Genomic DNA, 26,917 nt, shown 5'->3' on the forward strand with positions numbered 1-26,917 from the left:
CGATGGACTTCCAGACAACGCGACCCTCCAGACAGGGCGCGTCATCGTTGACGTCCATCGCCAGCAGGCTGGCTCCCACAGGGGGAAGTGCGCGCATCAGAAGAATCAGGTCGGCCCGAAGGCCGCCTCGCTTTGTTTTTGATCGAGGCGCCCCGTTAAACCACGATGGCCGAACGCAGGCGTTGCTCCGTGGGGAAACCGGCAGGACGCCGGTTTAGCCGCCCCCGGCCATGGATGGCCGATGGCGGCGACCCACGGAGCAATGCCGGAGTGAGGGCATGCCGAGCCTTAGCGAGGCACCAAGTGGTGGGGCAAGAGCGTTTGGTTACTTTGTGCTTTTCAAAGTGACCCGCTGTAAAAGCGGAACCAATAGTCGCCGCTACCGAAGAAACGGATATGCATACCCAAACACAATTCCCCATACCCCCCCGCTTGTAAGAAGCCCTCTACAGCGGCACTCTCTACCCACAAAGCAAACCCGGATTTTTCGCTGGAGACCTGCTGATGACCGATATTGATGCACGCTTGCGCGAGGACGTTCACCTGTTGGGTGAACTGTTGGGCAACACCATTCGTGAACAATACGGAGACGCCTTCCTCGACAAGATCGAACAGATCCGCAAGGGCGCCAAGGCCGACCGTCGCGGTTCGATGGACGCCGAACTGAGCGCCAGCCTCAACCAGTTGAGCGAAGGCGAATTGCTGCCGGTAGCCCGTGCCTTCAACCAGTTTCTCAACCTGGCCAATATCGCCGAGCAATACCAGCTGATTCACCGTCGTGAAGAATCCCAGCCAGCGCCGTTCGAATCCCGGGTCCTGCCTGAACTGCTCGCACGCCTGCTCGCCGAAGGCCACAGCGCCGAATCCCTGGCCCGGCAACTGGGCCGTCTGGAAATCGAACTGGTGTTGACGGCTCACCCGACCGAAGTCGCTCGCCGCACACTGATCCAGAAATACGACGCCATCGCCGCGCAACTCGCCGCCCAGGACCATCGCGACCTGACCACAGCTGAGCGCGAGCAAATCCACGCAAAGTTGCAGCGTCTGATCGCCGAAGCGTGGCACACCGAAGAAATCCGCCGGACTCGCCCGACCCCGGTCGACGAAGCCAAGTGGGGTTTCGCGGTGATCGAGCATTCGCTGTGGCAGGCGATCCCCAACTATTTGCGAAAAGCCGACAAAGCCCTGCATGACGCCACCGGCCTGCACCTTGCGCTTGAGGCCGCGCCGATTCGTTTTGCCTCGTGGATGGGCGGCGACCGGGATGGCAACCCCAACGTGACGGCTGCCGTCACCCGCGAAGTCTTGCTGCTGGCGCGCTGGATGGCTGCCGATCTGTTCGTGCGCGATGTCGATCACCTCGCTGCCGAGTTGTCGATGCAGCAGGCCAGCGACGCGCTCAAAGCCAAGGCCGGGGACAGCGCCGAACCGTATCGCGCCGTGCTTAAACAGCTGCGTGAACGCCTGCGTGCAACACGTAACTGGGCGCATGCCGCCTTGACCACACCGACGCCGGCGCCGGCTGATGTGCTGCAAAACAACCGCGACCTGCTGGATCCGCTGGAGCTCTGCTACCAGTCGCTGCACGAGTGCGGCATGGGCGTGATCGCTGACGGCCCGTTGCTCGATTGCCTGCGTCGGGCGGTGACGTTCGGGTTGTTCCTGGTGCGCCTCGATGTGCGTCAGGACTCGTCGCGCCATACCGCCGCCATGACAGAAATCACCGATTACCTCGGCGTCGGTCGTTACGAGGACTGGAGTGAGGAAGAGCGCATCGCCTTCCTGATGCAAGAACTGAACAACCGTCGCCCGCTGCTGCCAGCGTATTTCAAACCCTCCGCCGATACCGCCGAAGTGCTGGCAACCTGCCGGGAAATCGCGGCAGCGCCGGGGGCTTCGCTTGGTTCGTATGTGATCTCCATGGCCGGTGCGGCTTCCGATGTGCTCGCCGTGCAATTGCTGCTCAAAGAGTCTGGCGTGCTGCGGCCGATGCGCGTGGTGCCGTTGTTCGAAACCCTCGCCGACCTCGATAACGCCGGCCCGGTGATTGAAAAACTGTTGCTGTTGCCGGGGTATCGCGCGCGACTGCAAGGGCCGCAGGAAGTGATGATCGGTTACTCCGATTCGGCCAAGGATGCCGGTACCACGGCGGCGGCCTGGGCGCAGTATCGGGCGCAGGAGCGTTTGGTGGATATTTGCCGCGAGCAACAAGTGGAGCTGCTGTTGTTCCACGGTCGCGGCGGCACCGTGGGCCGCGGTGGTGGCCCGGCGCACGCGGCGATTCTGTCGCAGCCGCCGGGGTCGGTGGCGGGGCGCTTCCGCACCACCGAGCAGGGGGAAATGATTCGATTCAAATTCGGCCTGCCAGACATCGCCGAACAAAACCTCAATCTGTATCTGGCGGCGGTGCTGGAAGCGACCTTGCTGCCACCGCCACCACCGGAGCCGGCGTGGCGTCACCTGATGGACGAATTGGCAGCTGACGGTGTCAGCGCTTACCGCGCCGTGGTGCGGGAAAACCCACAATTCGTCGAGTATTTCCGCCAGTCCACGCCGGAGCAGGAGTTGGGACGTCTGCCACTGGGTAGCCGTCCGGCCAAACGCCGCGCCGGCGGGATCGAAAGTTTGCGGGCCATCCCGTGGATCTTCGGCTGGACCCAGACCCGTCTGATGTTACCGGCCTGGCTCGGCTGGGAAGCAGCATTGAGCAAGGCGCTGGAGCGCGGCGAAGGTGAGTTGCTGGGGCAGATGCGCGAGCAGTGGCCGTTCTTCCGTACCCGCATCGACATGCTGGAAATGGTGTTGGCCAAGGCCGATGCGGATATCGCCCAATCCTACGATGAGCGCCTGGTCGAGTCAGAATTGCTACCTTTGGGCGCGCATTTACGCGACCTATTGTCGCAGGCATGTTCGGTGGTCCTGGGGCTGACCGGGCAGTCGCAGCTACTGGCACATAGCCCTGACACCCTCGAATTCATCCGATTGCGCAACACCTACCTCGACCCGCTGCATCTATTGCAGGCCGAACTGTTGGCCCGTTCGCGGCAACAGGAAGTGGCACAGGGCAGCCCGGTAGAACAGGCGCTGCTGGTGTCTGTGGCGGGGATTGCCGCCGGTTTGCGTAATACCGGCTAAGGTTTTTGTCGTGGGGGCAGGCACCCGGCGCGCGCGTCGAGTGCCTCGGGGCGAGGGGCTGAAAAGTGCGGTCAGGCGACAGTTAATGATGGGGTTGCGACTTGGGGTACCCCCTCGCAAGGTCACGCAAGGCGCTGGTTTCTCCGACTTTCGGCGGCTTGTGTGCGTAGGATCTGCTGTGTATCTTGATCAGCCTTTGGCCGTTTGGGCGGCCACGACCCTATTTTTGAGATTGGCCCCACGAGGCGAATCTGACGTTATCTATATAAAAAATTGAGGAGCACATCGATGCGCGTCATTCTGCTGGGAGCTCCCGGGGCCGGTAAAGGTACTCAGGCTAAGTTCATCACCGAGAAATTCGGCATTCCGCAAATCTCCACGGGCGACATGCTGCGCGCAGCGGTCAAGGCCGGCACCGAGCTGGGCATCAAGGCAAAGGGCATCATGGATGCTGGCGGCCTGGTCTCCGATGACTTGATCATCGCCTTGGTCAAGGACCGCATTGCCCAGTCCGACTGCGCCAACGGTTTCCTGTTCGATGGTTTCCCGCGCACGATTCCTCAGGCTGAAGCGTTGGTAACCGCCGGCGTCGAGCTGGACAACGTGGTCGAAATCGCCGTCGATGACGAGGAAATCGTTCAGCGTATTGCCGGTCGCCGCGTTCACGAGGCCAGCGGCCGCGTGTACCACACCGTCTACAACCCGCCGAAAATTGCCGGCAAGGATGACATCACCGGCGAAGACCTGGTGCAGCGCAAGGACGACACCGAAGAAACCGTGCGTCATCGCCTGTCGGTCTACCACTCCCAGACCAAGCCACTGGTAGCTTTCTACCAGAACCTGGCCGCGGATCAGGGCAAGCCGAAGTACAGCCACATCGCTGGCGTTGGCTCGGTTGAAGCAATTACCGGCAAAGTGCTTGAAGCGCTGAGCTGATAACGGCTTCATCTTCTACGGCCCGCTTGCGGGCCGTAGTTGTTTATACTGGCGCACTTTTCCTGAACTCTCTTACGGATACATCGATGAGCACCTTGCTGGCCCTGGACACCGCGACTGAAGCTTGCTCCGTTGCCTTGCTGCATGACGGCAAGGTCACGAGCCATTACGAGGTGATTCCGCGCCTGCATGCGCAAAAGCTGCTGCCGATGATCCAGCAATTACTCGCTGATGCCGGCACCACCCTGCAAGCGGTCGACGCCATTGCGTTCGGTCGTGGGCCGGGCGCTTTCACCGGTGTGCGCATCGCCATCGGTGTGGTGCAAGGGTTGGCCTTTGCGCTGGATCGGCCGGTGCTGCCGGTATCGAACCTGGCAGTGCTGGCGCAACGTGCCTATCGTGAGCAGGGCGTAAGCCAGGTGGCTGCCGCCATCGATGCGCGGATGGACGAAGTGTATTGGGGTTGCTACCGCGAAACGGCGGGGGAGATGCGCCTGGTCGGCAATGAAGCCGTGTTGCCACCGGAAGTCGCGGCATTGCCGGCCGATGCCAGTGGCGACTGGTTCGGTGCGGGCACCGGTTGGGGTTATGCCGAACGCATTGCTGTCGACCTGGTTGGGCAAGATGCGGGCATGTTGCCTCACGCTGAAGACTTGCTGACGCTTGCGCGTTTTGCCTGGGAGCGCGGCGAGGCGATTGTGGCTGATCAGGCCCAGCCGGTTTACCTGCGCGATAAAGTGGCGACACCTAAAGCCCGTTGATACCCATTGCTTTTGTGGCGAGGGAGCTTGCTCCCGCTGGGCCGCGAAGCGGCCCCCAATGCGACTGCTGCGCAGCCGAGCGGGACGGTGCGGCGTTCCGACAAGCTCCCTCGCCACAATTAGAGATACATCCAGATCCAGTAGTCCGCACACAGCCAATCGTCGCTTTATACCCCCCGCTTTTAAACCTTTTCCCAATTCTGTGTTCTAGTTATCACCAAGCGGTTTGCGAAGTGGGCTATGCGCCACTAAACTGCCATCATTGATACCGGACATGTACTCATGCGTATAGACGGCGTTTCCTCTCAGTCCTACCCCATCAAGCGCAAGCCTCGCAAAGGCCCTGTGGCGGATGACGACTTCGTCGATATCGACGGCGAGCTGGAAATTCCCTCCGAAGAGCAACTGGCGGCCCGCGCTGCCAAGGCTTCCGCGCAACGTCTGGCGAATCTGCCGGCGCGTCAACAAGACATGCTTTACCACCGCGCCATGAGCAAGAGCGTCGCCATGGCACTCGCCAGCTACCTGAGCACCGCAGGTTTTGTCGATTGGGACGCTGATGTCGTGGGCCTCGACCTGTACATCTGATGTGGCTGCCTTACTACCTCGGCTGCCCGTCCTGGAGTGAAAACGCCTGGCGCGACTACCTGTATCCGCAAGACGCCAAACCCGCCGAATTTCTGAATCTCTATTGCCAAGTGTTCAACGCCGTAGAAGGCAACACCACCTTCTACGCGAGCCCGGCTGCCAGCACTGTGCAGCGCTGGGCTGAAACCATGCCCGAGCACTTTCGCTTCACCGCCAAGTTCCCCGGCGACATCAGCCACGGCGGCGACCTGCGCGAACAGCTGACCGCTGCCGAGACGTTCCTGCAATTACTCAGCCCGCTGGGCGGACGCGTTTCGCCGCTCTGGCTGCAACTGTCAAAAAGCTTTACGCCGCAACGGTTGCACGAACTCGCGGGATTTATCGACGCGGTGGAGAGGCCGCTGGCCATCGAAGTGCGGCACGACGATTTCTTCGCCAAGGGCGATGCCGAGCGTCAGCTCAATCGCCTGCTGCGGGATCGCGGCGTCGAGCGCATCTGCCTCGATCCCCGTGCGCTGTTCAGTTGCACCTCAACCGATCCTTCGGTGCTCCACGCGCAATCAAAGAAGCCGAGGGTGCCGCCTCGTCCGGCAGCGTTCACTCAGTTCCCACAAGTGCGCTTCATCGGTCATCCGCAACTCGAGGCCAACGACCCGTTCCTGGAACCCTGGGTTGAAAAAATCGCCCTGTGGATCGAGGAGGGCCGCACGCCTTATATCTTCCTGCACACCGCCGACAACCTGCAGGCCGCCCGGCTGGCGCAACGTTTTCACGCAAAACTGATGCTGCGTTTGCCTGGCTTGCCACCGCTGCCTGAGCTATACAGAGAGCCCGCCATCGAGCAACTTGGCCTGCTCTGAGGCGGTTTCCTCGTCCGTTTACAGGAGCCTGCCAATGGATGCGCAAACACTTCGAGCCGAGGCGTTCAAAGCACTGCATGAACGTGACGGCGCCTTTGTCATTCCCAACCCATGGGACGCCGGCTCGGCGAAGATGCTCGCCAGCCTGGGTTTCGAAGCGCTGGCGACCACCAGTGCCGGTTACGCTTTTTCCAACGCCCGACCCGATGGCGCCATGACGCTGGACGATACCCTGGCGAACGTCCGGGCGATTGTCGCGGCCAGCGATCTGCCGGTTGCGGTCGACCTGGAAAACGGGTTTGCCGACGATCCCGCCGAATGCGCCCAAAGCATCCTGCGAGCCGCCGCTGCCGGTGCCGTGGGTGGTTCGATCGAAGACGCCACGGGGCGCGAGGGCGCGCCGATCTATTGCTTCGAACACGCTGTGGCGCGCATCGAAGCCGCCGTTGCCGCCGCCCGGAGTTTGCCGTTCCCGTTCATGCTGACGGCCCGGGCCGAGAACTATCTGCATGGCAATCCCGACCTAGCCGATACCCTTCGCCGCTTGCAAGCCTTTGCCGCAGCGGGGGCCGACGTGTTGTATGCGCCGGGCCTGCGCAGTGCTGAAGAGGTATTGGCGGTGGTGCGCGCGGTGGCGCCCAAACCGGTCAACGTGTTGATGTCCGGCGGGCTCAAATTGACGGTCGAGCAACTGAGCGAGATGGGCGTCAAGCGTGTCAGCGTCGGTTCGGCGCTCGCGTTGGCGGCCTATGGCGAGTTTTATCGCGCAGCCGAAGAGATTCGCACGTCAGGTACGTTCGGGTTCACGTCGAGGTTGATGCCGTATCAGCAGGCCAATCAACTGTTCAAGGGCTGACGATTCGGTTGCTGAGAGTTATGCGGCGATGCGCAGGTTTTGCAGAACGATCGGGCGTGCCCAGCCGTTATCGAAATCGAGTTGCTTCTGTTGTTCAACCAGTTCTTCGGGCGAGAACGGCGGGAATGGCTTGTCCAGCAGATGCAGTTCGAACTCGGCGATTGGCAGGTGCAAGGGGCGCGGTTGTGGCGCCGGGCCAGCTTCTGGCCCCGGTTGGCCAGCGTTCAACACGATAGGGCGAACCCAGCCGCTGTCGAAGTCCTGATGTTGCTGCTGAGCGACGATTTCCTCAGCCGGGAACGGCGGGAAAGGTTTGTCGGCCAGGTCCATTTCGAACTCGGCAATCGGCAGGAACAAGGGCTCGGGAGGGCGAACCTCGGTGTCCTTCACATCACATTCACGCTGGGAAACGATGTGCGCCAGCAGGTCGCTGCCCACCGTCGGCTCCACCGGGCTGTCGAGATCGACCGGTGGAAAGTTGAGCGAAGCCGGCACCACATCGCCCGACTGCTCGGCCAGCGCACGGGCAAAGAAGTCCTGCCAGATGTGACTGACGCCGCTCAGTGCCTGGGTATTTCGCAGGTTGTAGTCGCCGTAGGGCGAGATAAAACCTGTGATTGTGGGCTGAATGTCTGACATTTCTCTCGGTCGACGCTGAGGTCTGGCAAAATGCTCGATAGTTTTGTTATCGGCCGTTTTTGCCGATCATTAATTTTTTTGAGCGTCTTTTCCCATGATTGAGCAACCTGCGGCCTGCCGCATCCATGTCGAGGCCTCGGCCCCGGCGTTTCAGCCACAAGCCGAGCAATGGGCCGAACGCCTGGGTTTGCCGCTGCAAGTGGCGGATGGCGAGTTTGCCTTGCAGGTGGGCGAGCAGGGCTTGCAGTTGCAACAACTCGGGCCGGATGCACCGGGGCCGGTGCGGGTGGATTTCGTCGAAGGTGGTGCGGCGCATCGCCGTTTGTTCGGTGGTGGCACCGGGCAGATGATCGCCAAGGCTGTTGGCATCGCGCAGGGCGTGCGTCCTCGGGTTCTGGATGCCACGGCAGGGCTGGGCAAGGATGCGTTCGTGCTGGCAAGCCTGGGCTGCCAGATGAGCCTGATCGAGCGTCAACCCTTGATCGGTGCGTTGCTGGAGGATGGCCTGGCCCGTGGCGCGGAAGATTTCGACGTGGCGCCGATCGTGGCGCGCATGCGATTGCTCAAGGGCAACTCAATCGAGGTGATGCGCAATTGGGAAGGCGAGCCGCCGCAGGTCATCTACCTGGACCCTATGTTCCCGCACCGTGAGAAAACGGCGTTGGTGAAGAAGGAAATGCGCTTGTTCCGGCCGTTGGTAGGCGACGATCCGGATGCACCGGCATTGCTTGAAGCGGCACTGGCGCTGGCCAGCCATCGGGTGGTGGTCAAGCGACCGCGCAAGGCGCCGTGCATTGCGGGGCCCAAGCCAAGTCATGCGCTGGACGGGAAATCCAGTCGGTATGACATTTATCCGAAGAAGGCGCTCAAGCCCTGATACCGAGGCGCGGCCATCGCGAGCAGGCTCACTCCCACATTTGAAATGCATTCCCCTGTGGGAGCGAGCCTGCTCGCGAAGGGGCCAGACCAATCAACCAAGATCCATCAGGCTGTCTCTGGCCGATAAGCCCGCATAAACAACCCCACCACTTCCCGCACATGTTCCTCGGCCGCCTCCCCGGTCAGCGGCTCGCCGCACCCATAGAGCAGCCGGAAATTCCCCGCGCCCTTGAGCAGGCAGAAAAAATGCTCTGCCGCGTTGTGCGGTTTATCGATGCTCAGCGCGCCGCTCTGATCCACCTTGGCCAGTAATCGCTCCATGCCGTGCAGCATGCGCTGCGGACCCGCCTCGAAGAAGATCTGCGAGAGTTTCGGGTCCTGGCTGCCCAGCGTCATCATCAGGCGATGCAGGTTCACCGATTCGTCGCTGTTGATCAGGTGATGAAACCCACGCGCGATGTTCAGCAGCACCGTTTCTACCGCAATGCCGTCGGGCAATTCGAAAAACAGCGTAGGCAATTGCTCTTCACACTTGGCGACGACGGCGGCGGAGAACAGCGTTTCCTTGTCGTTGAAATGGCTGTAGACCGTGAGCTTCGACACCCCGGCCTCGGTCGCCACGGCGTCCATGCTGGTGCTCGCATAGCCATTGCTCAGAAACAGGGTTTTCGCCGCTTCGAGGATGGCCTGGCGCTTGGCCAGGTCCTTGGGGCGGCCTGGACCGTTGGGTGTTGAAAGATTGTTCGGCATTCTTCGCTTTAATACTGGACTGGTGAGTTTGCTATTAATAACATACTGGTCAGTATAATTATTCCAAGCACCATTAGCGAAAGGTCCTTCACCATGTTCCGCTATGCCTTGCCCCTCGCATTGCCAGTCAGTCTGGCGTTTTTATTGTCTGCGTGCGGTCACGAAGAGGCGCCTCAAGTCACGGTTCGCCCGGCCATGGTCGTGCAGCCAGAGCCTTCGGCCCAGGCGATGGAAAGCTATCCCGGTGAAGTGCGGGCCCGATACGAGCCCGACCTGGCCTTCCGCATCGGGGGCAAAGTCAGCCGACGACTGGTCGAAGAAGGGCAGCGCGTCAAAGCCGACCAGCCTCTGGCGGAACTCGATCCGCAAGACGTGCGCCTGCAACTGGAGGCCACTCGCGCCCAGGTGGCGGCCGCCGAGGCCAATCTGAACCTGGTGCGTGCCGAGCGTGATCGTTACAAAACGCTGATGGACCGTCAGATGGTCAGCCGTTCGCAGTACGACAATTCTGAAAACCTTTACCGATCCGGTGAAGCGCGCCTCAAACAAATCAAAGCTGAATTCAACGTATCGAACAATCAGGCCAGCTACGCCGTGTTGCGTGCGCCCCAGGACGGTGTCGTGGCTAAACGCGCGGTTGAAGTCGGGCAGGTGGTTGCCGCCGGTCAAACCGTGTTTACCCTCGCAACCGACGGCGAGCGTGAAGTGCTGATCAGCCTGCCGGAGCAAAGCTTTGGCCGGTTCAAGGTCGGCCAGCCCGTATCGGTCGAGCTCTGGAGCCAGCCCGATCAGCGCTTCAACGGACACATCCGTGAACTGTCACCGGCAGCCGATCCAAAATCCCGCACCTTCGCCGCCCGTATCGCGTTCACCGCCGGCAAAGTCCCGGCTGAACTGGGCCAGAGCGCCCGGGTGTTCATCCAGACCGCAGAAACCGTGGCGCTGTCGGTGCCGTTGTCAGCCGTCACCGCCGAAAACGGTGCCACTTACGTGTGGGTGCTGGGCGCTAACAACACGTTGAAAAAAGCCCCGGTCCGGGTGGGCCCCTTCGGCGAGAAAACCGTACCGGTGTATGAAGGCCTGAACGCCAGTGATTGGGTCGTGGCGGCCGGGGTCCATGTGCTCCATGACGGGCAGCAGGTGCGTCCGGTGGACCGCTCCAACCGCGTGGTCAATCTGGCGGACAAGGAGTAGGCCCCGATGCGCTTCAACCTTTCCGAATGGGCGTTGCGTAATCGCCAGATCGTACTGTTCCTGATGCTGTTGCTGGCCATCGTCGGCGCACTTTCCTACACCAAGCTTGGCCAGAGCGAAGACCCGCCGTTTACCTTCAAAGCCATGGTCATCCGCACCAACTGGCCCGGCGCCACCGCACAGGAGGTTTCGCGTCAGGTCACCGAACGCATCGAAAAGAAGCTGATGGAGACCGGTGAGTACGAACGCATCGTGTCGTTCTCGCGTCCGGGTGAATCGCAGGTCACTTTCGTGGCCCGTGACTCCATGCACTCGGCGGAGATTCCCGAGCTGTGGTACCAGGTTCGCAAGAAGATCAGCGACATCCGCCAAACTCTGCCGCCGGGCATTCAGGGGCCGTTCTTCAACGATGAATTCGGCACCACGTTCGGCAATATCTACGCGTTGACCGGCGACGGTTTTGACTACGCGGTGCTCAAGGACTACGCCGACCGCATCCAGATCCAGCTGCAACGGGTCAAGGATGTGGGCAAGGTCGACCTGCTCGGGTTGCAGGACGAGAAGATCTGGATCGAACTCTCCAACGTCAAACTCGCCACCCTCGGCTTGCCGTTGGCGGCGGTGCAACAGGCGCTTGAAGAGCAGAACGCGGTGTCCACGGCCGGGTTCTTTGAAACCACCAGCGAGCGATTGCAGCTACGGGTTTCGGGGAATTTTCAGACAGTCGATGAGATCAAGAACTTCCCTATCCGGGTCGGTGATCGTACGTTCCGTATCTCCGATGTCGCGGATGTGCGTCGTGGTTTCAACGACCCTCCGGCGCCCCGCATGCGCTTCATGGCCGAAGACGCCATCGGCCTGGCCGTGGCCATGAAAGATGGCGGTGACATTCTGGTGCTGGGCAAGGCACTGGAAGTCGAGTTCGACCGCATCCAGAAAAACCTCCCGGCGGGCATGCAACTGCGCAAGGTGTCCGATCAACCCGCCGCCGTGAAAACCGGTGTCGGAGAGTTCGTTCAGGTGTTGGTGGAAGCGCTGGCGATTGTGTTGCTGGTGAGTTTTTTCTCCCTCGGCGTGCGCACCGGCATGGTGGTGGCGCTGACGATTCCGCTGGTGTTGGCGATGACCTTCGCCAGCATGTATTACCTGGGGATCGGCCTGCACAAGATTTCCCTCGGCGCGCTGGTGCTGGCGCTGGGCTTGCTGGTGGACGACGCGATCATCGCCGTGGAAATGATGGCGATCAAAATGGAGCAGGGCTTTGACCGGATCAAAGCCGCGAGCTACGCCTGGACCAGCACCGCGTTCCCGATGCTCACGGGCACGTTGATCACCGCCGCCGGGTTCCTGCCGATTGCCACGGCGCAATCGGGCACCGGCGAATACACCCGTTCGATCTTCCAGGTGGTGACCATCGCGCTGCTGGCGTCATGGGTGGCGGCGGTGGTGTTTGTGCCTTACCTCGGGGAAAAACTCCTGCCGGACCTGGCGAAAATTCATGCCGCCAAACATGGCAACGGCCACGGTCAACCCGACCCTTACGGCACACCGTTTTATCAGCGCGTGAGGCGTGCGGTGGAGTGGTGTGTGCGGCGGCGTAAAACGGTGATTGCCCTGACGGTGCTGATGTTTATCGGCTCGGTGGTGCTGTTCCGCTTTGTGCCGCAGCAATTCTTTCCGGCGTCGGGTCGACTCGAATTGATGGTCGACCTGAAACTGGCCGAGGGCGCGTCGCTGAGCAACACCGCCGATGAAGTCAAACGCCTTGAAGCCTTGTTGAAGGATCACGCCGGCATCGATAACTACGTGGCCTACGTCGGCACCGGTTCACCGCGCTTTTACCTGCCGCTGGATCAGCAACTGCCTGCCGCGAGCTTCGCCCAGTTTGTCGTCCTGGCCAAGACCATCGAGGAGCGTGAAACCCTGCGCACCTGGCTGATCGAAACCCTCAACGAACAGTTTCCGGCCCTGCGTTCTCGGGTGACGCGTCTTGAAAACGGCCCGCCCGTGGGCTATCCGGTGCAGTTCCGGGTCACCGGTGAGCACATCGAAGAAGTCCGCGCCCTGGCCCGTAAAGTCGCGGCCAAGGTTCGCGAGAACCCTCACGTGGTGAACGTGCATCTGGACTGGGAAGAGCCAAGCAAGGTCGTGTACCTCAACATCGATCAGGACCGCGCCCGCGCGTTGGGCGTGACTACGGCGAACCTGTCGAAGTTCTTGCAAAGCTCCCTGACCGGCTCCAGCGTCAGCCAGTACCGCGAAGACAACGAGTTGATCGAGATCCTGCTGCGCGGCACCTTGCATGAGCGCACTGAACTGTCGTTGCTGCCAAGCCTGGCCGTGCCGACCGACAACGGACGCAGCGTGGCGCTGTCGCAGATCGCGACCCTGGAATACGGCTTTGAAGAAGGCATCATCTGGCACCGCAACCGTCTGCCGAACGTAACCATCCGCGCCGACATCTATGGCAAGGAACAACCGGCGACGCTGGTGCAGCAAATCATGCCGACGCTCGATTCGGTTCGCGCAGAATTGCCCGACGGTTACTTGCTGGAAGTCGGCGGCACCGTGGAAGATTCGGCTCGCGGGCAGAACTCGGTGAAGGCGGGCGTGCCGCTGTTTATCGTGGTGGTGCTGACGTTGCTGATGCTGCAACTGCGCAGTTTCTCACGCACTGTAATGGTGTTTCTGACCGCGCCGCTGGGGTTGATCGGGGTGACGTTGTTCCTGATGGTGTTCCGTCAGCCGTTCGGTTTCGTGGCCATGCTCGGCACCATCGCGCTGTCCGGGATGATCATGCGCAACTCGGTGATTCTGGTGGATCAGATCGAGCAGGACATCGCCGCCGGGCTCAAACCCTGGCAAGCGATTATCGAGGCCACGGTGCGCCGCTTCCGACCCATCGTGCTGACCGCACTCGCCGCCGTACTGGCCATGATCCCGCTGTCGCGCAGCGTGTTCTTCGGGCCGATGGCGGTTGCGATCATGGGCGGATTGATCGTGGCGACGGCGTTGACGTTGCTGTTCTTGCCGGCGTTGTATGCGGCGTGGTTCCGCATCAAAAAAGAACCTGCCTGACCCCTGTAGGAGCGAGCTTGCTCGCGATGTTCGTGAACGGTAACGCGTTAAGTCTGACACCCTGCGGGGATCTCAGGTTTATCGCGAGCAAGCTCGCTCCTACAAGTATTTCAGTAACTTCTGACATTTAGTAAGAGGTGAAAAAACACAGGATCGGCGTTAATACTTAAAGCGTACCAAACACCTTCTTCGCCAAACTGGTCGCCGCAGCCGCCGGGTTCTTGCGGATGGTTTCTTCCTGTTTGCCAATCATCTCGAACAAGCCGTTCAGCGCTTGCTCGGTCACGTAGCTTTCGATGTTTGCGCTTTTGGCATCGACCACGCCCATGGTCGCGGCTTGACCGGCGAACGAGTTGTATTGCTTCGCCAGGCCAACCTGGTCGGTGGCTTGCTTGACGATTGGCAGGAACTTGGCGCGGATCTGTTCACGGCTGGTCTTGTTCAGGTACTGCGTGGCCGAGTCGTTACCGCCGCTCAGAATGCCCTTGGCATCGTCCACCGTCATCTTCTTCACGGCGTCCACGAGGATCGGCTGGGCCTGGACCACGGCGGTTTCGGCGGCTTTGTTCATGCTGGTTTCCAGCTGATCAACCTGATCGCCCATGCCGAACTGTTTCATCTTGCTGGCGACTTTGCCCAGTTTACCCGGCAGCTCGATTTTTACGTCCGGGTTGTTGCTGAAGCCGCCCGGTGTGCCGAGCTGTTTCACGGCCAGTTGCGCGCCTTGAGTCAGGGCATCCTTGAGGCCGCCGGTGGCGTCATTTTGAGACAAGTCGCTGAGTGACAGCGCCAGGGCACTGGCAGAAATCATCAAGCCTGCGCACAGGCCGGCGAAGCGAAGGGTAGGGCGGAACATGGCGGCTTCCTTGTTCTAGAAGAGGAAATTAGCGGACAGCGTCGACGCGGATCTTCAATGGCTGAGGGTCGCTGCCATCGAGTTGCACAGCGTGATGTTCGGTGGTGATGAACATCAATTTGCCGTTGACTTCAATGCGTGCGCTGACGGAGTAGCGGTGGCCGGGTTTGACCTGCGCCGGATCGTAACTCAGATGGAACGGCAGCGGCACCTGGCCTTTCACCGGGCCCTTCTGTTCGTCGATCACAATGGCGGGCGCGTCGGCCAGGGAAACGTCTTGCAGGCTGACGCTCAGGGTGGCGGTCGGCGGCAGGGCGATGCGTTGCAGGTAGAAGACTTCGCCATCGAGGCTGGTTTTGGCGGCGGGTGGTAGTGATTGGCAGGCGGCGAGTAGGGCGGTCAGCCCAAGAAGTGTCAGTTTTTTCATGAGGTAAATCCCTGTCGTTGACGCCACAAGGGTAGCGCCAACGACAATCTAAAGGTTTTTTTCAGCCGTGGTATTAGAAGCCAGAGTCCGGTTTTGTACGAACATTACGCACAATAACGTCTTCAGGGCGGAGGTGGTCGACACCCAATTCCACTGCGTGATCTCTGGTGGTGGCGAAAATCACTTGTTCGACGGTTTCGATCCGTGCCCGGATGACATAGCGGTGGCCAGGCAAAACATCGGCAACCTTGTAGGGCAAGGTAAAGTCCAACCCTGTTGTTTCTGCGTGAAGAATGACTTGCTGAGCGAGTTCTTTGGCGGGGGCGTTTGATGAAGTGACATCCAACAGACTGACGTGAAGTGTCGAGTTTGTGGGTAGCTCAATTCTGATCAGGTAATGCACGGTGCCGCTGATGCTCTTTTCGTATTCGCTGGTCATATTGATTTCCTTATCAAATGAATCGTCGGATATGACGAGCCGTCAGCCTATCGCCAAAGCTACGGCAACCGATGTAGGCCAATTCCCATATTCGGGGATGATTTAGTGCCAGGCTGAACCAGAAGCTTCCTTGCTTCTGAAACCAAGTGCCTCGGGATCAAACAGGCGTGACCAACTCCGCCGCATCCTCACTGCGATGCAACGCCACCTGGCGGATCGACAGGCGAATCTCCGCCGGCAACACCCGCTTCGCCGCGCCTTCCGCCAACTCACCCAGCAATTCGTGATAGCTCAGCTTGCCGGCTTCATCGCGCTTGAGCACTTCCAGGTCCAGCATCGTCTGAATGAAATGCCGGAACAGGCTCTTGTCGAAAAACTCCGGCGCGTTTAGGCCATGCAGGATCGAAAGGCGCTGGGCCATTACGGTGCAGAGGTCTTCCAGCTCTTCGGCGCTGATGCTGTTCTGGCCGCTGTTGAGCAACAACGACACGGTCATGTAGAAGCGCTGCAAGGTCTGGGCGATGCTTTTCGACAGCAGGGTCAGCAATACGAAATGCCGGGAGCTCGGCGCCGGGCGCAAGTACTGGTCATTCTCGAAACGCAGCAGACCTTGCTCGACGAACGCTTCGAGCCATTGATCGATCACCGCGTCCAGTTCGTCCAGTGACCAGCGAATGAACAGTTCTGATTGCAGGTACGGATACAGCGCGCGGGTGTAGCGCAGGATCTGGTCGCGGTTCATGCGCGACGCACTCTGGAAGAAGCTCGCGAGCAATGATGGCAAGGCGAAGATGTGCAGGACGTTGTTGCGGTAGTAGGTCATGAGGACAGCGTTTTGCTCGTCCAGGTACAAAATCTTGCCCAGCGCATCGCTCTGCTCGGAGAGCAAATCCATGTCTTTCACATGCTCGATCAGCGCCCGGCCATCACCTTCCGGGAGCGTGGTGTGCGGCGAATACGGGACCTTGCGCAGCAGCGCCAGATACAAGTCGAGCACCCGCGCCATGGCGCGGTCGTCCAGTGCAAGCCGGCTGGTGGACAGCAGCGCCAACGCCACCAGGTTGACCGGGTTGATCGCCGCGGCTTCGTTCAGATGCTGCGCGACTTTCTCGCCGAGGCGGTTGGTGGTTTCGTTGAGCCAGGCTGGTTTGAACTGCGGACCGAGTTCCTGCTGACGCCAGTCCGGTTGCTCGCTGTCGAGGAACTCCGCCAGTTTGATCGGCTCGCCGAAATTCACCGCAACCTGGCCGAATCGCTGCTTGAGCGCGCCAATGACTTTGAAAATGTCGAAGATCGATTCTTTCTTCTTGCTCGCGCCACGCAACTCGCCGAGGTAGGTTCGGCCTTCCAGCACGCGTTCGTAACCGATGTACACCGGAATGAACACGATGGGCGTGCGCGACGAACGCAGGAAGCTGCGCAGGGTAATCGCCAGCATCCCGGTTTTCGGTTGCAGCATGCGCCCGGTGCGCGAGCGGCCGCCCTCGACGAAGTACTCGACCGGGAAACCCTTGGTGAACAGGGTGTGCAGGTATTCGTTGAACACCGAGGTGTAGAGCGGATTGCCCTTGAACGTGCGGCGCATGAAAAACGCGCCGCCGCGCCGCAGCAGGCCGCCGATGCCCGGCATGTTGAGGTTGATCCCGGCGGCGATGTGCGGCGGAGTCAGGCCATTGCGGAACAGCAAGTAGGACAGCAGCAAGTAATCGATATGGCTACGGTGGCACGGCACGTAGATCACTTCGTAACCCGGGGCCACCTTCTGCACGCCTTCAATATTGTTGACCTTGATGCCGTCGTAGATCTTGTTCCAGAACCAGCTCAGCACCACTTCCATAAAGCGGATCGCGGTGTAGGTGTAGTCCGAGGCGATCTCGTTGCCATAACGCAAGGCCTGGGCCTTGGCTTTTTCCGGGGCGATTTTTTCGCGCTCGGCTTCGTCGAGAATCGCTTGCTTGACCAGCGGCTGGTTGAGCAGGCCTTTGACCAGGTTGCGGCGGTGGGAAATGTCCGGGCCGATCACGGCTGCTTTCAGGTTGCGGAAGTGCACCCGCAGGATGCGCTGGGCCATGCGCACGGTGCGTTCGTGGCCCTTGTTGTGGTCAATCAGTTCGCGCAGGTGGATCGGTGCGGAAAACTGCACGCGGGTCTTGCGGCCCAGCACGATGATGCTCAGCAAGCGTCGCAGGCGCCCGGTGACAGCCCAGCTGTCGGCGAACAGCAGCTTCCAGGGGCTCGATTCGCTGTCCGGCGACTGGCCCCAGAACACGCTCACCGGAATGATCTGCGCGTCTTCGGCGGCGTTCTGGCTCAGGGCGCTGACCAGTCGGGTCAGCGTCGGCGGTGCGCCGCGTTTGTCCTGGCGGCCGAGCCAGTCGGGCTCTGGCGTCAGGTAGAAGAACGCGGCGGGTTCCAGCAGATTGCCAACCGACACCGGCAACACCGGGCGTGGCAGGCCGGCTTTGCTGCATTCGGTGTCGACCACGGCGAGGTCGGTCAGCGAAGGGTTTTGCAGGACGTAGAACACCGGACGACTGCGGTCGAGGTTGAGGGTGAACGACGACTGATTGATCGTCTCCGAGCGAACCCAGAGGTAGAGCAGTCGGCGCAAGGTGCCAAACACAAGACGGCGGAACGGGGAGCGGGTCATACGGCTTCTGCATGAGTGGATAAAACCGAGCAGATGCTCGGGTGGCCGATAGTGTGCCGTATTCGCTGAAAATCGGCAAAAAAGCGCCTAAGTAAAGTTGAGTTGAGAGTTTTCACGCCTGTCATATACTCGGCGAGCCCGCACTGGCCAGACAGTGGCACTTAATCAGTGCAAGCAATGTTCCCGAGGCTTTCCTGCGAAGAGCCCGACCCATAATAAAAAAGGAGTATGAACAGATGGCAACACGCGAAACCGGCAATGTGAAGTGGTTCAACGACGCCAAGGGCTACGGCTTCATTCAGCGCGCGGACGGGGTGGATGTGTTCGTGCACTACCGCGCGATACGCGGTGAAGGTCACCGGTCGCTGGCTGAGGGGCAGCAGGTTGAATACGGTGTGGTGAGTGGCGAGAAGGGTTTGCAGGCTGAAGACGTTGTAGGTCTGTAATCCCCCCCTTCAGAACACCCAAAACCCACTGTAGGAGCGAGCTTGCTCGCGAAGAACTCAAGGACGCCGCGCCTTTCCAGAATTGGCGCGTTATCGTTGACGACCCTCGCGAGCAAGCTCGCTCCTACAGGGGTGGTGTACAGTTTTAAGCCGTTTTCCAGGTGATCTCTTCTTCGCCATCCGCGCTGATGCGCATCCAGCGATCCGCCGTCTCTTCACCTTCTTCCTCGACCCAGGTCCCCGGCGCGCAACGCACTTCAACGTTCAGCGCGGCAAAGGCTGCGCGGGCGCAGGCGATGTCGTCGTCCCAAGGGGTCTGGTCGCTTTCCAGGTACAGGCTGTTCCATTTGCCGACGGCTTTTGGCAGCCAGGTCACCGGCACGTTGCCAGCCCTGCACTTGTAGGTCTGGCCTTTCTGGACCCAATCGGTGCACGGGCCCAACGCGGTGCTGAGCCAGGTGGCGATGGCTTTGTAGTCGACGTCGGCGTCTTTCAGGTAAATCTCGATATCCGGTTGGCGCATGGATGTCCTCACTGCGGGTCTGAAAAATCCATTCGCGGATTTAGCCGGCCTCAAGCTGTTGCTCAAGGCCAAAATTAAGGATTGCCCTGTATCTACTGCTGCAGTACGAAATAATCGTAGCGCATTGAAACGGTGACCTCGAACGGCTCAACCTGCTCAATGACCGCCGCCCGGCGCTCGGCACTGGCGCGCCAGCCGTGTGGCGTCATCGCCAGCAGGTTCGCGCGATCCTGACCCTTTTCCAGCGTCAGCTTGAATTCCAGGGTTTCGCTGTGTTGCAACACCATGCCTTGCGGCACCAAAGACAAATGCTTGTCGTCGGTGTACTCACGCACTTCGTCGTACAGCCGCTCGCGCAATTCCATCAGATGGCCGCTGGTCGGCCCGACTTTCATCAAGCCGCCGCCGGGACTGAGCAGGCGTTTGGCCTCTTCCCAGTCCAACGGGCTGAAGACACTGGCCAGGAACTGGCAGCTTGCCGAGGCCAATGGCACGCGGGCCATGCTGGCGATCAACCAGGTCAGCTGGGGATTGCGTTTGCAGGCGCGTTTGACCGCTTCCCGGGAGATGTCCAGCGCATAACCGTCGGCGTTCGGCAGGGCCTCGGCGATTTGCGCGGTGTAGTAACCCTCGCCACAGCCGATGTCCAGCCAGCGCTGGGGCGCGTAGTGCGCCGCCAGTGCCGCCAGGCGTTTGGCCACCGGCGCATAATGGCCGGCGTTCAGGAAGTCGCGACGGGCTTCGACCATCGCCAGGTTATCCCCAGGGTCGCGGCTGTTCTTGTGCTGCACCGGCAACAGATTCAGGTAACCCTGGCGCGCGCGGTCAAAACGATGCCCGGCGGGGCAGGCCACGCCGTTGTCCACCGCGTTCAGCGGTTCGCTGCAGATCGGGCAGGCGAGCATCAGGCGAGCAACTTGATCAGGGTCTGGTAGTAGATTTCGGTCAGCACGTCGAGGTCGGCCGCGAGTACGCGCTCGTTGACCTGATGGATCGTCGCGTTGACCGGGCCCAGCTCAACCACCTGGGTGCCCATGGTCGCAATGAAGCGACCGTCGGAGGTGCCGCCACTGGTAGACGCTTTGGTCTCGCGACCGGTGATGTCCTTGATGCTCGACGCGACGGCATCCAGCAACGCGCCCGGCTCGGTGAGGAACGGCAGGCCGGACAGTGCCCAGTCGATGTGCCAGTCCAGCCCATGCTTGTCGAGGATATCGGCGACGCGTTTCTGCAGCCCTTCGACGGTGGATTCGGTGGAGAAACGGAAGTTGAACACCGCCACCAGATCGCCCGGGATCACGTTGGTCGCGCCGGTACCGGAATTGACGTTGGAAATCTGGAAACTGGTCGGCGGGAAGAAATCATTGCCGTGGTCCCAATGCTCGGCGGCCAGTTCAGCCAGGGCGGGGGCGGCGAGGTGGATCGGGTTCTTGGCCAGGTGCGGATAGGCCACATGCCCCTGCACACCGCGCACGGTCAGTTTGGCGCCCAGGGAACCGCGACGGCCGTTCTTGACCACATCACCCACCAGCGTGGTGCTCGATGGTTCACCGACGATGCACCAGTCCAGACGCTCCTTGCGCGCAGCGAGACGTTCAACCACTGCCTTGGTGCCATGATGCGCCGGGCCTTCTTCGTCGCTGGTGATCAGGAACGCGACCTTGCCCTTGTGATCCGGGTAGTCGGCGACGAAGCGCTCGGCGGCCACGGTCATGGAGGCGAGGCTGCCTTTCATGTCGGCGGCGCCACGGCCACAGAGCATGCCGTGTTCGTCGATCAGCGCGTTGAACGGGTCGATCTGCCAGGCGGTCACCGGACCGGTGGGCACCACGTCGGTGTGGCCGGCGAAGCACAGCACCGGGCCGTCGTGTTTGCCGTGGGTGGCCCAGAAGTTATCCACATCTTCGATGCGCATCGGTTCCAGCATGAAACCGGCATCGCCCAGGCGCTGCATCATCTGCTTCTGGCAATCGGCGTCGACCGGCGTCACGGACGGACGGCGGATCAGGTCGATAGCGAGTTGAAGGGTCGGCGAAAGGTCGGCGTGGGCCGTCATGGAAAACTCCGGAAACTGTAAATGTGTAGGAGCGAGCTTGCTCGCGATGGACGTTAACGATAACGCGTGAAATCTGGATGACCGCGTTGCCCTTTTGTTTTTCGCGAGCAGGCTCGCTCCTACAGGTATTGGGTCAGGCCATTGGGCTCAGGGCCTGCAAAATGGCGGTTATCTTAAAGCAAAACGGCGACCATTGGCCGCCGTTTAGTGCATCTGCAAAGATTTAGACTGCCGGTGCCGCTTCAGCCTCGGCCGCCGGTTTCGGCAGCGAAGACAGGAACGCCATGATCAGCGCCGCCAGGTACGGCAGCGATTGCACCAGCAACATGACCACCCAGAAGCGCATGTCGTTGCTCGGCAAGCCGTTCACCAGGAAGATCCCCAGCGCCGCGCCCCACAACAGCAGCATGATGAACACTTCTTCGCGAGCCTCCGAAATGGCCACCCAGAAACCGTGGTTATCGGCATTTTTCGGCGTACGGAAGAACGGAATGCTGCTGGTGAAGAAGCCGTACAGCACCGCTTTGGCGATGGTGTGCGACAACGCCAGCCCGGCCAGTGCGGCGCAGAACGCATCCTTCAGGTTCACGCCAACGGCGCGACGATAAAGGAAGATGATCTTGCCCACTTTGAACACAAACAGCGCCAAGGGTGGAATCGCGAAAATCAGCAACGGCGGATCGACCCGCTGCGGCACGATGATCATCGCTGCCGACCACAACAGTGCGCCGACGGTGAAGAAGATGTTCATGCCATCCGCGACCCACGGCAGCCAGCCCGCGAGGAAGTGGTAACGCTGGCCACGGGTCAGTTCGGTGTCCTTGCCGCGCAACAGGCTGGCGGTGTGACGCTTGATGATCTGAATCGCACCGTAGGCCCAGCGGAAACGCTGTTTCTTGAAGTCGATAAAGGTATCGGGCATCAGGCCCTTGCCGTAGCTGGTGTGGTAGTACGCCGCCGACAAGCCTTTTTCGAATACGCGCAGGCCCAACTCGGCGTCTTCACAGATGCACCAGTCAGCCCAGCCCAGCTCCTCAAGCACCGAGCGCCGGGTCATGGTCATGGTGCCGTGCTGGATGATCGCGTCACGGTCGTTACGGGTGACCATGCCGATGTGGAAGAAACCTTTGTATTCCGCGTAGCAGAGCTTCTTGAACGTGCTTTCGTTCTGGTCGCGGTAATCCTGCGGCGACTGCACCACGGCGATTTTCGGGTCGGCGAAGTGCGGCACCATGTGCTTGAGCCAGTTCGGATCGACGCAATAGTCCGAGTCGATCACCGCAATCACTTCGGCATCCTTGGCGGTGTGCGGAATCAGGTAGTTCAGCGCGCCACCCTTGAAACCGGCCAAAGGGGCGACATGGAAAAACTTGAAGCGTGGGCCCAGGGTTGCGCAGTAATCGCGCACCGGTTCCCAGACCGCCGGGTCCTTGGTGTTGTTGTCGATGATCAGGACTTCGAAGTCCGGATAGTCGAGGTTGGCCAGCGCGTTGAGGGTCTGTTTGACCATCTCCGGCGGCTCGTTGTAGCAAGGCACGTGAATCGAGACTTTCGGCCTGTAGTCCGAATCGCCCACCACCGGCAGGAATTCACGCCGACGCTTGTGGGTCCAGACCGCTTCAGCCAGTTCGTGGGCCTCGGTCAGCAGGACGATGAACACCCCGAGCGCACCGAGCGCCAGCAGGAATCCGACCGTCAGGCTGAACCAGGTGCTGTATTGCTGGCTGTAGTCGTAACCGATCCATACCAGTACCGAACCGCAGAGGAATGCGATAAAGGTCAGGAACGTGCGCCCGCGTTGACGCAGGGCCGAACCGTCGATCATCAGCAACGTCAGGGACAGCAAGGCCAGCACCGCAGAACCGATGGCCAGCACGCGCCATTGCGGAATCGCGACCACTGGGCCTTCGAAGTTGAATTTCTGCTGGCGCGCAGCGTTGAACACGCCCCAATACGCGCCCACAGAACCTTCGTCGCTGGCCTTCCACGGCTGGTCAAACGCTTCGATCACGAAGTAGTTGAAGCCCTGGCGGTTGAGTTTGTTGACCAAGGTGCGCAAGTAGATCGCCTGATCCGCCGGGCTCGCATCGGTACCGCCCCGCATGCGGCCGTTGCTCGGCCAGCCAACCTCCGAGAGCAGCAGCGGTTTTTTCGGGAACATCTTTTTCAGGTCACGGGCGCGGTCGAGGACGAACTGGCCGGCCTTGTCCACCGGGATGAATTCCCAGTAGGGCAGGATGTGTGCGGCAATCAGGTCGACGTGCTTGGCCAGCTCCGGGTGTTCTTCCCAGACGTGCCATTGCTCGGACGTGGTGACCGGCACCTTCACGGCAGCACGGACGCGATCGAGGAGTACGCTCAGTTGCGCGGCGGTAATTTCCTTACGAAAGATCGCCTCGTTACCTACAACCACGCGCACGACGCTGCGGGAGGTGTTGGCGATTTCGATGGCGCGGGTGATTTCCCGCTCGTTGCGTTCCTGGTCCGGGCTGATCCAGATCCCCAGCGTCACCCGCAGGCCGAATTCTTCGGCCAGTTTTGGAATGTCTTCCAGGGTGCCGTCGACCGAGTAAGTACGGATGTTGTCCGTCAGCTTGCTCATGATCTCCAGGTCGCGACGCATTTCATCGTCGGTCGGGTACTGTTCTTTCTGCGGGTACTGGCCTTGCTGGAACGGCGAGTAGGAAAACCCCGAGATCTGTTCTGGCCAGTTGGGGGCGGTGACGGGGCGATTGATCAGCGCCCAGAAGCCGGTAAACAAGGCAGCGATGGCGAGCACCACCACCAGGTTGAGTCCAAATTTACGCGATGACATAGCTATTTCAGGTTCCAAAGGCTGTGGAACGAAGGAACGGTCGGCGGTCGGCCAAGGGGCGCGCATCCTACACCGTGCTTTCACTGACCGTACAGCAGACAGGGAAAAGCCTGACGTTGGGCAATCCGGTTTCACATAAGTTCTTACACTTGTCGCCTGAAACTTAAAACTTGCCGCTGCGAAGCCCTATAATGCGCGCCGGTTTTTAGGGTAATGGTCATGAGCACAGAAGATCCGCGGTTTGCAGGCATCGCCCGTTTGTATGGCATCGAAGGCCTCGAGCGCCTGCGCGCGGCCCACGTGGCGATTGTCGGCGTCGGTGGCGTCGGTTCCTGGGCGGCGGAAGCGGTGGCCCGGTGTGGTGTGGGCGAGATTTCGCTGTTCGACCTGGACGACGTCTGTGTCAGCAACGCCAACCGTCAGTTGCACGCGCTGGACAGTACCGTGGGCAAACCCAAGGTCGAGGTGATGGCCGAGCGCCTGCGCGGCATCAACCCGGACTGCACGGTGCATGCGGTGGCGGACTTCGTCACCCGCGAGACCATGGCCGAGTACATCACGCCGAACATCGACTGCGTGATCGACTGCATCGACAGCGTCAACGCCAAGGCTGCGCTGATTGCATGGTGCAAGCGTCGCAAGATCCAGATCATTACCACCGGCGGCGCGGGTGGGCAGATTGATCCGACGCTGATTCAGGTGTGCGACCTGAACCGTACGTTCAATGATCCGCTGGCCTCGAAAGTGCGTTCGACGCTGCGCCGCGACTACAACTTCTCCCGCACGGTGACCCGCCATTACAGCGTGCCGTGCGTGTTTTCCACCGAGCAACTGCGTTATCCAAAGCCCGATGGCAGCATTTGTTTGCAGAAGAGTTTTGTCGGGGATGGCGTGAAGCTGGACTGCGCTGGCGGGTTTGGCGCGGTGATGATGGTGACGGCGACGTTTGGCATGGTCGCGGCGACCAAAGCTGTGGATAAGATTGTGGCGGGTGTAAGGCGCCCGGCGGATCGGGTTAAACCTGAGGTTTGATCGGTGTTGCTGCTGGCCTCATCGCGGGCAAACCGGTCTCGCTCCCACAAGGGGATTCGGTTGAAACGGGTATTTGTGATCGGCCACAAACCAAATGTGGGAGCCAGCCTGCTGGCGATGAGGGCATAACATTCAACCTCTTCGTTGACTGTTACACCGCCATCGCCAGCAGGCTGGCTCCCACAGGGTATTCGGCAGAACCGGGTATTTGTGATCGGCCACAAACCAAATAGGGGGGCGGGTTTGGTCCGGGCGGCGTTCCGACGAAGACGATTAACCCGCCAACTCATTCATCCGCTGTAACACGGCATTGAGGCCATTACTGCGCGAAGGGGAGAGCTGTCGGGATAGACCTAGCCGGGCGAACCACTCCGGCAGGTCGACCTGTTGCAACTCAGCCGCCGACAACCCATTGACCCGAGCCAGCAACAACGCCACCAACCCGCGAATCATCCGCGCATCGCTGCTCGCAGCGAACTGCCAGTGTCCGTCCCGCAACGATCCCACCAGCCACACCTGGCTCTCGCAACCATGCACGCGGTTGGCGTCGATCTTGTCCCTATCGCTTAACGCCGGCAGACGCTCACCCCATTGCATCAACAGACGCGCCCGCTGCTCCCAGCCGGCGGCAGCCTGAAAGGTTTCGAGTGCCGTGACAGCATCAGCGGGGAGGTTCATCGCAACAACTCCAGCGCCTGATCCAGCGCTTTAAAAAACCGTTCCAGGTCTTCGGAATCGTTGTACAGCGCCAACGACACCCGAATCGCCCCGGCCAGTTCGAAACTTTTCAGCAGCGGCATGGCACAGTGATGACCGGCGCGCACCGCGATGCCCTGTTCTGTCAGCAAATGCGCCAGATCAGCGTTATGCACACCCTCGACGACAAAACTCGCCAAGGCCAGTTGCGGCTTGCCCAGCAGCCGAATGCCGTTGCGTGCCTCAAGACCTTTCAGCAAATAGTCGTGCAGCGCCGCCTCATGGGCCGACACCGCATCCTGATCGAGGCCTGCGAGGTAATCCAGCGTCGCCCCTAGACCTATCACGCTGGAAATTGGCGGTGTTCCGGCCTCGAAACCCAGTGGGGCAGGGCGGAAGCGTGCGTGCTGGTAATCCGCATCCAGCACCATTTCGCCGCCGAACTGCCAGTGGCGCAGTTGCTTGAGCGCTTCGTGGCGACCGAACAGCACGCCCAGGCCATCGGGGCCATAGAGCTTGTGGCTGGAAAATACATAGAAGTCGCAACCCAGCGCCTGCACGTCGTGACGACCATGAACCACGCCCTGGGCGCCATCGACCACGGTCAATGCGCCCTGGGCTTTGGCCATCGCCAGCAAGGCGGGCAAGGGTTGCCAGGCGCCGAGCACGTTGGACAGCTGGCTGACCGCCAGCAAGCGCGTACGCGGACCGATCAACGACGCGGCGGCATCGAGGTCGATCACACCGTCGGCATCCAGTGGCAGGATCACCAGTTTCAGGTCGCGCCGGTGGGCAACTTGCTGCCATGGCAGCAGGTTGGCGTGATGCTCCAGGGCGCTGATGACAATCTCATCACCCGGATTGAACAGGTGTTCCAGGCCATAGGCCAGGAGGTTCAGCGCAGAGGTTGCGCCGTGGGTAAAGATGATCTGACCGCAATCGCCCGCATTCAGCCAATGCGCGGCTTTGCTGCGACTGTCCTCGAACGCCTGGGTGGCATGGGCGCCGGGCAGGTGTTGCGCCCGATGCACGTTGGCCGCGCCGTTGGCGTAGTAATGCGCCAGGGCATCCATCAGGGCTTGGGGTTTTTGAGTGGTGGCGGCGTTGTCCAGATAGGTCTGGTCTTGCCGTTGCAGGGCGGCGATGGCCGGGAAATCGGCACGCCAGGGGGAAAGAATCATCATGCTATGGGGCCCTGGTGAACATGGGCTGGCCCTGTAGGAGCGAGCTTGCTCGCGAAAAATGCATGGACGACGCGAGGTGTCTGCTGCCGCGCGTAATCGTTGGCGTCCATCGCGAGC

General features: G+C 60.8%; 23 protein-coding genes. 11 read left to right on the top strand and 12 right to left on the bottom strand.

From position 1 onward, the window contains the following. The first annotated feature begins 504 nt into the window (after positions 1 to 504). The 6 genes from ppc (at position 505) to EJA72_RS25840 (ending at position 7,136) form a co-directional block, all read left to right on the top strand. Entirely contained in the window at positions 505 to 3,135 is a 2,631-nt protein-coding gene (gene ppc, locus EJA72_RS25815; protein ID WP_157714714.1) for a phosphoenolpyruvate carboxylase, read from the top strand. A gap of 288 nt (positions 3,136 to 3,423) precedes the next feature. Further along, on the top strand, positions 3,424 to 4,071 hold the full coding sequence (gene adk, locus EJA72_RS25820; protein WP_157714715.1) for an adenylate kinase: 648 nt from the start codon (positions 3,424 to 3,426) through the stop codon (positions 4,069 to 4,071). 86 nt (positions 4,072 to 4,157) lie between these two features. Then, positions 4,158 to 4,832 carry a tRNA (adenosine(37)-N6)-threonylcarbamoyltransferase complex dimerization subunit type 1 TsaB gene (tsaB, locus tag EJA72_RS25825; RefSeq protein ID WP_157714716.1) on the top strand — a complete coding sequence of 225 codons (675 nt, stop codon included), beginning with the start codon at positions 4,158 to 4,160 and terminating at the stop codon, positions 4,830 to 4,832. A 282-nt stretch (positions 4,833 to 5,114) separates the two neighbouring features. Next, complete coding sequence (locus EJA72_RS25830; protein ID WP_157714717.1) at positions 5,115 to 5,420, top strand: hypothetical protein; 306 nt, start codon at positions 5,115 to 5,117, stop codon at positions 5,418 to 5,420. Then, positions 5,420 to 6,280, top strand: coding sequence for a DUF72 domain-containing protein (locus EJA72_RS25835; RefSeq protein ID WP_157714718.1), 861 nt, complete (start codon positions 5,420 to 5,422; stop codon positions 6,278 to 6,280). The genes EJA72_RS25830 and EJA72_RS25835 overlap by 1 nt, the downstream gene beginning before the upstream one ends. Before the next feature lie 34 nt (positions 6,281 to 6,314). Beyond that, positions 6,315 to 7,136 carry an oxaloacetate decarboxylase gene (locus tag EJA72_RS25840; protein ID WP_157714719.1) on the top strand — a complete coding sequence of 274 codons (822 nt, stop codon included), beginning with the start codon at positions 6,315 to 6,317 and terminating at the stop codon, positions 7,134 to 7,136. 18 nt (positions 7,137 to 7,154) lie between these two features. Here the strand turns inward: EJA72_RS25840 and EJA72_RS25845 are convergent, their stop codons facing one another. Then, entirely contained in the window at positions 7,155 to 7,775 is a 621-nt protein-coding gene (locus EJA72_RS25845; protein WP_157714720.1) for an energy transducer TonB, read from the bottom strand. Positions 7,776 to 7,869: 94 nt separating this feature from the next. On the opposite strand from EJA72_RS25845, the gene EJA72_RS25850 reads away from it, so the two are divergent. Continuing rightward, positions 7,870 to 8,652, top strand: a complete 783-nt coding sequence (locus EJA72_RS25850; protein WP_157714721.1) for a class I SAM-dependent methyltransferase — start codon at positions 7,870 to 7,872, stop codon at positions 8,650 to 8,652. Between the two features lie 107 nt (positions 8,653 to 8,759). Here EJA72_RS25850 and EJA72_RS25855 read toward each other — a convergent pair whose 3' ends face one another. After that, entirely contained in the window at positions 8,760 to 9,404 is a 645-nt protein-coding gene (locus tag EJA72_RS25855; RefSeq protein ID WP_157714722.1) for a TetR/AcrR family transcriptional regulator, read from the bottom strand. Between the two features lie 93 nt (positions 9,405 to 9,497). Between EJA72_RS25855 and EJA72_RS25860 the strand changes: the two genes are divergently transcribed. Continuing rightward, entirely contained in the window at positions 9,498 to 10,598 is a 1,101-nt protein-coding gene (locus EJA72_RS25860) for an efflux RND transporter periplasmic adaptor subunit (RefSeq protein WP_157714723.1), read from the top strand. 6 nt (positions 10,599 to 10,604) lie between these two features. Next, positions 10,605 to 13,676 (top strand): efflux RND transporter permease subunit, encoded by a 3,072-nt coding sequence (locus tag EJA72_RS25865; protein ID WP_157714724.1) that lies wholly within the window; start codon positions 10,605 to 10,607, stop codon positions 13,674 to 13,676. A 166-nt stretch (positions 13,677 to 13,842) separates the two neighbouring features. Here EJA72_RS25865 and EJA72_RS25870 read toward each other — a convergent pair whose 3' ends face one another. The 4 genes from EJA72_RS25870 to plsB form a co-directional block, all read right to left on the bottom strand. After that, the gene (locus EJA72_RS25870) at positions 13,843 to 14,532 is read right to left on the bottom strand and encodes a DUF4197 domain-containing protein (protein WP_157714725.1); all 690 of its coding nucleotides are present in this window, start codon (positions 14,530 to 14,532) and stop codon (positions 13,843 to 13,845) included. A gap of 28 nt (positions 14,533 to 14,560) precedes the next feature. Continuing rightward, the gene (locus tag EJA72_RS25875) at positions 14,561 to 14,959 is read right to left on the bottom strand and encodes a YbaY family lipoprotein (RefSeq protein ID WP_157714726.1); all 399 of its coding nucleotides are present in this window, start codon (positions 14,957 to 14,959) and stop codon (positions 14,561 to 14,563) included. 73 nt (positions 14,960 to 15,032) lie between these two features. After that, the gene (locus EJA72_RS25880; RefSeq protein WP_157714727.1) at positions 15,033 to 15,398 is read right to left on the bottom strand and encodes a YbaY family lipoprotein; all 366 of its coding nucleotides are present in this window, start codon (positions 15,396 to 15,398) and stop codon (positions 15,033 to 15,035) included. Positions 15,399 to 15,555: 157 nt separating this feature from the next. Continuing rightward, positions 15,556 to 18,048, bottom strand: coding sequence for a glycerol-3-phosphate 1-O-acyltransferase PlsB (gene plsB / locus EJA72_RS25885; RefSeq protein ID WP_157714728.1), 2,493 nt, complete (start codon positions 18,046 to 18,048; stop codon positions 15,556 to 15,558). A gap of 236 nt (positions 18,049 to 18,284) precedes the next feature. Between plsB and EJA72_RS25890 the strand changes: the two genes are divergently transcribed. Beyond that, positions 18,285 to 18,494: a cold shock domain-containing protein gene (locus tag EJA72_RS25890; RefSeq protein WP_157714729.1), complete on the top strand. Its 210-nt coding sequence runs from the start codon at positions 18,285 to 18,287 to the stop codon at positions 18,492 to 18,494. Between the two features lie 145 nt (positions 18,495 to 18,639). Here EJA72_RS25890 and EJA72_RS25895 read toward each other — a convergent pair whose 3' ends face one another. The 4 genes from EJA72_RS25895 to EJA72_RS25910 form a co-directional block, all read right to left on the bottom strand. Next, positions 18,640 to 19,017 carry a hypothetical protein gene (locus EJA72_RS25895; protein WP_157714730.1) on the bottom strand — a complete coding sequence of 126 codons (378 nt, stop codon included), beginning with the start codon at positions 19,015 to 19,017 and terminating at the stop codon, positions 18,640 to 18,642. 92 nt (positions 19,018 to 19,109) lie between these two features. Beyond that, entirely contained in the window at positions 19,110 to 19,922 is an 813-nt protein-coding gene (locus EJA72_RS25900) for a putative RNA methyltransferase (protein WP_157714731.1), read from the bottom strand. Then, entirely contained in the window at positions 19,922 to 21,073 is a 1,152-nt protein-coding gene (gene dapE / locus EJA72_RS25905) for a succinyl-diaminopimelate desuccinylase (protein ID WP_008035465.1), read from the bottom strand. The genes EJA72_RS25900 and dapE overlap by 1 nt, the downstream gene beginning before the upstream one ends. Before the next feature lie 223 nt (positions 21,074 to 21,296). Beyond that, positions 21,297 to 23,888 carry a glycosyltransferase gene (locus tag EJA72_RS25910; RefSeq protein ID WP_157714732.1) on the bottom strand — a complete coding sequence of 864 codons (2,592 nt, stop codon included), beginning with the start codon at positions 23,886 to 23,888 and terminating at the stop codon, positions 21,297 to 21,299. A 219-nt stretch (positions 23,889 to 24,107) separates the two neighbouring features. Between EJA72_RS25910 and tcdA the strand changes: the two genes are divergently transcribed. Next, the gene (tcdA, locus tag EJA72_RS25915; protein WP_168187397.1) at positions 24,108 to 24,920 is read left to right on the top strand and encodes a tRNA cyclic N6-threonylcarbamoyladenosine(37) synthase TcdA; all 813 of its coding nucleotides are present in this window, start codon (positions 24,108 to 24,110) and stop codon (positions 24,918 to 24,920) included. Between the two features lie 273 nt (positions 24,921 to 25,193). On the opposite strand, the gene EJA72_RS25920 is transcribed toward tcdA, so the two are convergent. Both EJA72_RS25920 and EJA72_RS25925 read right to left on the bottom strand, forming a co-directional pair. Further along, positions 25,194 to 25,598 (bottom strand): SufE family protein, encoded by a 405-nt coding sequence (locus EJA72_RS25920; RefSeq protein ID WP_157714733.1) that lies wholly within the window; start codon positions 25,596 to 25,598, stop codon positions 25,194 to 25,196. Further along, positions 25,595 to 26,800 (bottom strand): aminotransferase class V-fold PLP-dependent enzyme, encoded by a 1,206-nt coding sequence (locus tag EJA72_RS25925; RefSeq protein ID WP_157714734.1) that lies wholly within the window; start codon positions 26,798 to 26,800, stop codon positions 25,595 to 25,597. Before EJA72_RS25925 ends, EJA72_RS25920 begins: the two co-directional genes overlap by 4 nt. Between the last annotated feature and the right edge of the window lie 117 nt (positions 26,801 to 26,917).

Source organism: Pseudomonas sp. PB120, from assembly GCF_009761815.1.
Classification (GTDB): Bacteria; Pseudomonadota; Gammaproteobacteria; order Pseudomonadales; family Pseudomonadaceae; genus Aquipseudomonas.

Coding starts and splice junctions, on each gene's coding strand:
- EJA72_RS25865 (WP_157714724.1), top strand. CDS start 10,605: ATGCGCTTCAACCTTTCCGAATGGGCGTTGCGTAATCGCCAGATCGTA.
- EJA72_RS25900 (WP_157714731.1), bottom strand. CDS start 19,922: ATGCTCGCCTGCCCGATCTGCAGCGAACCGCTGAACGCGGTGGACAAC.
- EJA72_RS25840 (WP_157714719.1), top strand. CDS start 6,315: ATGGATGCGCAAACACTTCGAGCCGAGGCGTTCAAAGCACTGCATGAA.
- EJA72_RS25875 (WP_157714726.1), bottom strand. CDS start 14,959: ATGAAAAAACTGACACTTCTTGGGCTGACCGCCCTACTCGCCGCCTGC.
- EJA72_RS25920 (WP_157714733.1), bottom strand. CDS start 25,598: ATGAACCTCCCCGCTGATGCTGTCACGGCACTCGAAACCTTTCAGGCT.
- adk (WP_157714715.1), top strand. CDS start 3,424: ATGCGCGTCATTCTGCTGGGAGCTCCCGGGGCCGGTAAAGGTACTCAG.
- EJA72_RS25850 (WP_157714721.1), top strand. CDS start 7,870: ATGATTGAGCAACCTGCGGCCTGCCGCATCCATGTCGAGGCCTCGGCC.
- EJA72_RS25845 (WP_157714720.1), bottom strand. CDS start 7,775: ATGTCAGACATTCAGCCCACAATCACAGGTTTTATCTCGCCCTACGGC.
- EJA72_RS25895 (WP_157714730.1), bottom strand. CDS start 19,017: ATGCGCCAACCGGATATCGAGATTTACCTGAAAGACGCCGACGTCGAC.
- EJA72_RS25890 (WP_157714729.1), top strand. CDS start 18,285: ATGGCAACACGCGAAACCGGCAATGTGAAGTGGTTCAACGACGCCAAG.
- EJA72_RS25910 (WP_157714732.1), bottom strand. CDS start 23,888: ATGTCATCGCGTAAATTTGGACTCAACCTGGTGGTGGTGCTCGCCATC.
- tsaB (WP_157714716.1), top strand. CDS start 4,158: ATGAGCACCTTGCTGGCCCTGGACACCGCGACTGAAGCTTGCTCCGTT.
- dapE (WP_008035465.1), bottom strand. CDS start 21,073: ATGACGGCCCACGCCGACCTTTCGCCGACCCTTCAACTCGCTATCGAC.
- EJA72_RS25880 (WP_157714727.1), bottom strand. CDS start 15,398: ATGACCAGCGAATACGAAAAGAGCATCAGCGGCACCGTGCATTACCTG.
- EJA72_RS25925 (WP_157714734.1), bottom strand. CDS start 26,800: ATGATGATTCTTTCCCCCTGGCGTGCCGATTTCCCGGCCATCGCCGCC.
- EJA72_RS25835 (WP_157714718.1), top strand. CDS start 5,420: ATGTGGCTGCCTTACTACCTCGGCTGCCCGTCCTGGAGTGAAAACGCC.
- EJA72_RS25830 (WP_157714717.1), top strand. CDS start 5,115: ATGCGTATAGACGGCGTTTCCTCTCAGTCCTACCCCATCAAGCGCAAG.
- ppc (WP_157714714.1), top strand. CDS start 505: ATGACCGATATTGATGCACGCTTGCGCGAGGACGTTCACCTGTTGGGT.
- EJA72_RS25860 (WP_157714723.1), top strand. CDS start 9,498: ATGTTCCGCTATGCCTTGCCCCTCGCATTGCCAGTCAGTCTGGCGTTT.
- tcdA (WP_168187397.1), top strand. CDS start 24,108: ATGAGCACAGAAGATCCGCGGTTTGCAGGCATCGCCCGTTTGTATGGC.
- EJA72_RS25855 (WP_157714722.1), bottom strand. CDS start 9,404: ATGCCGAACAATCTTTCAACACCCAACGGTCCAGGCCGCCCCAAGGAC.
- plsB (WP_157714728.1), bottom strand. CDS start 18,048: ATGACCCGCTCCCCGTTCCGCCGTCTTGTGTTTGGCACCTTGCGCCGA.
- EJA72_RS25870 (WP_157714725.1), bottom strand. CDS start 14,532: ATGTTCCGCCCTACCCTTCGCTTCGCCGGCCTGTGCGCAGGCTTGATG.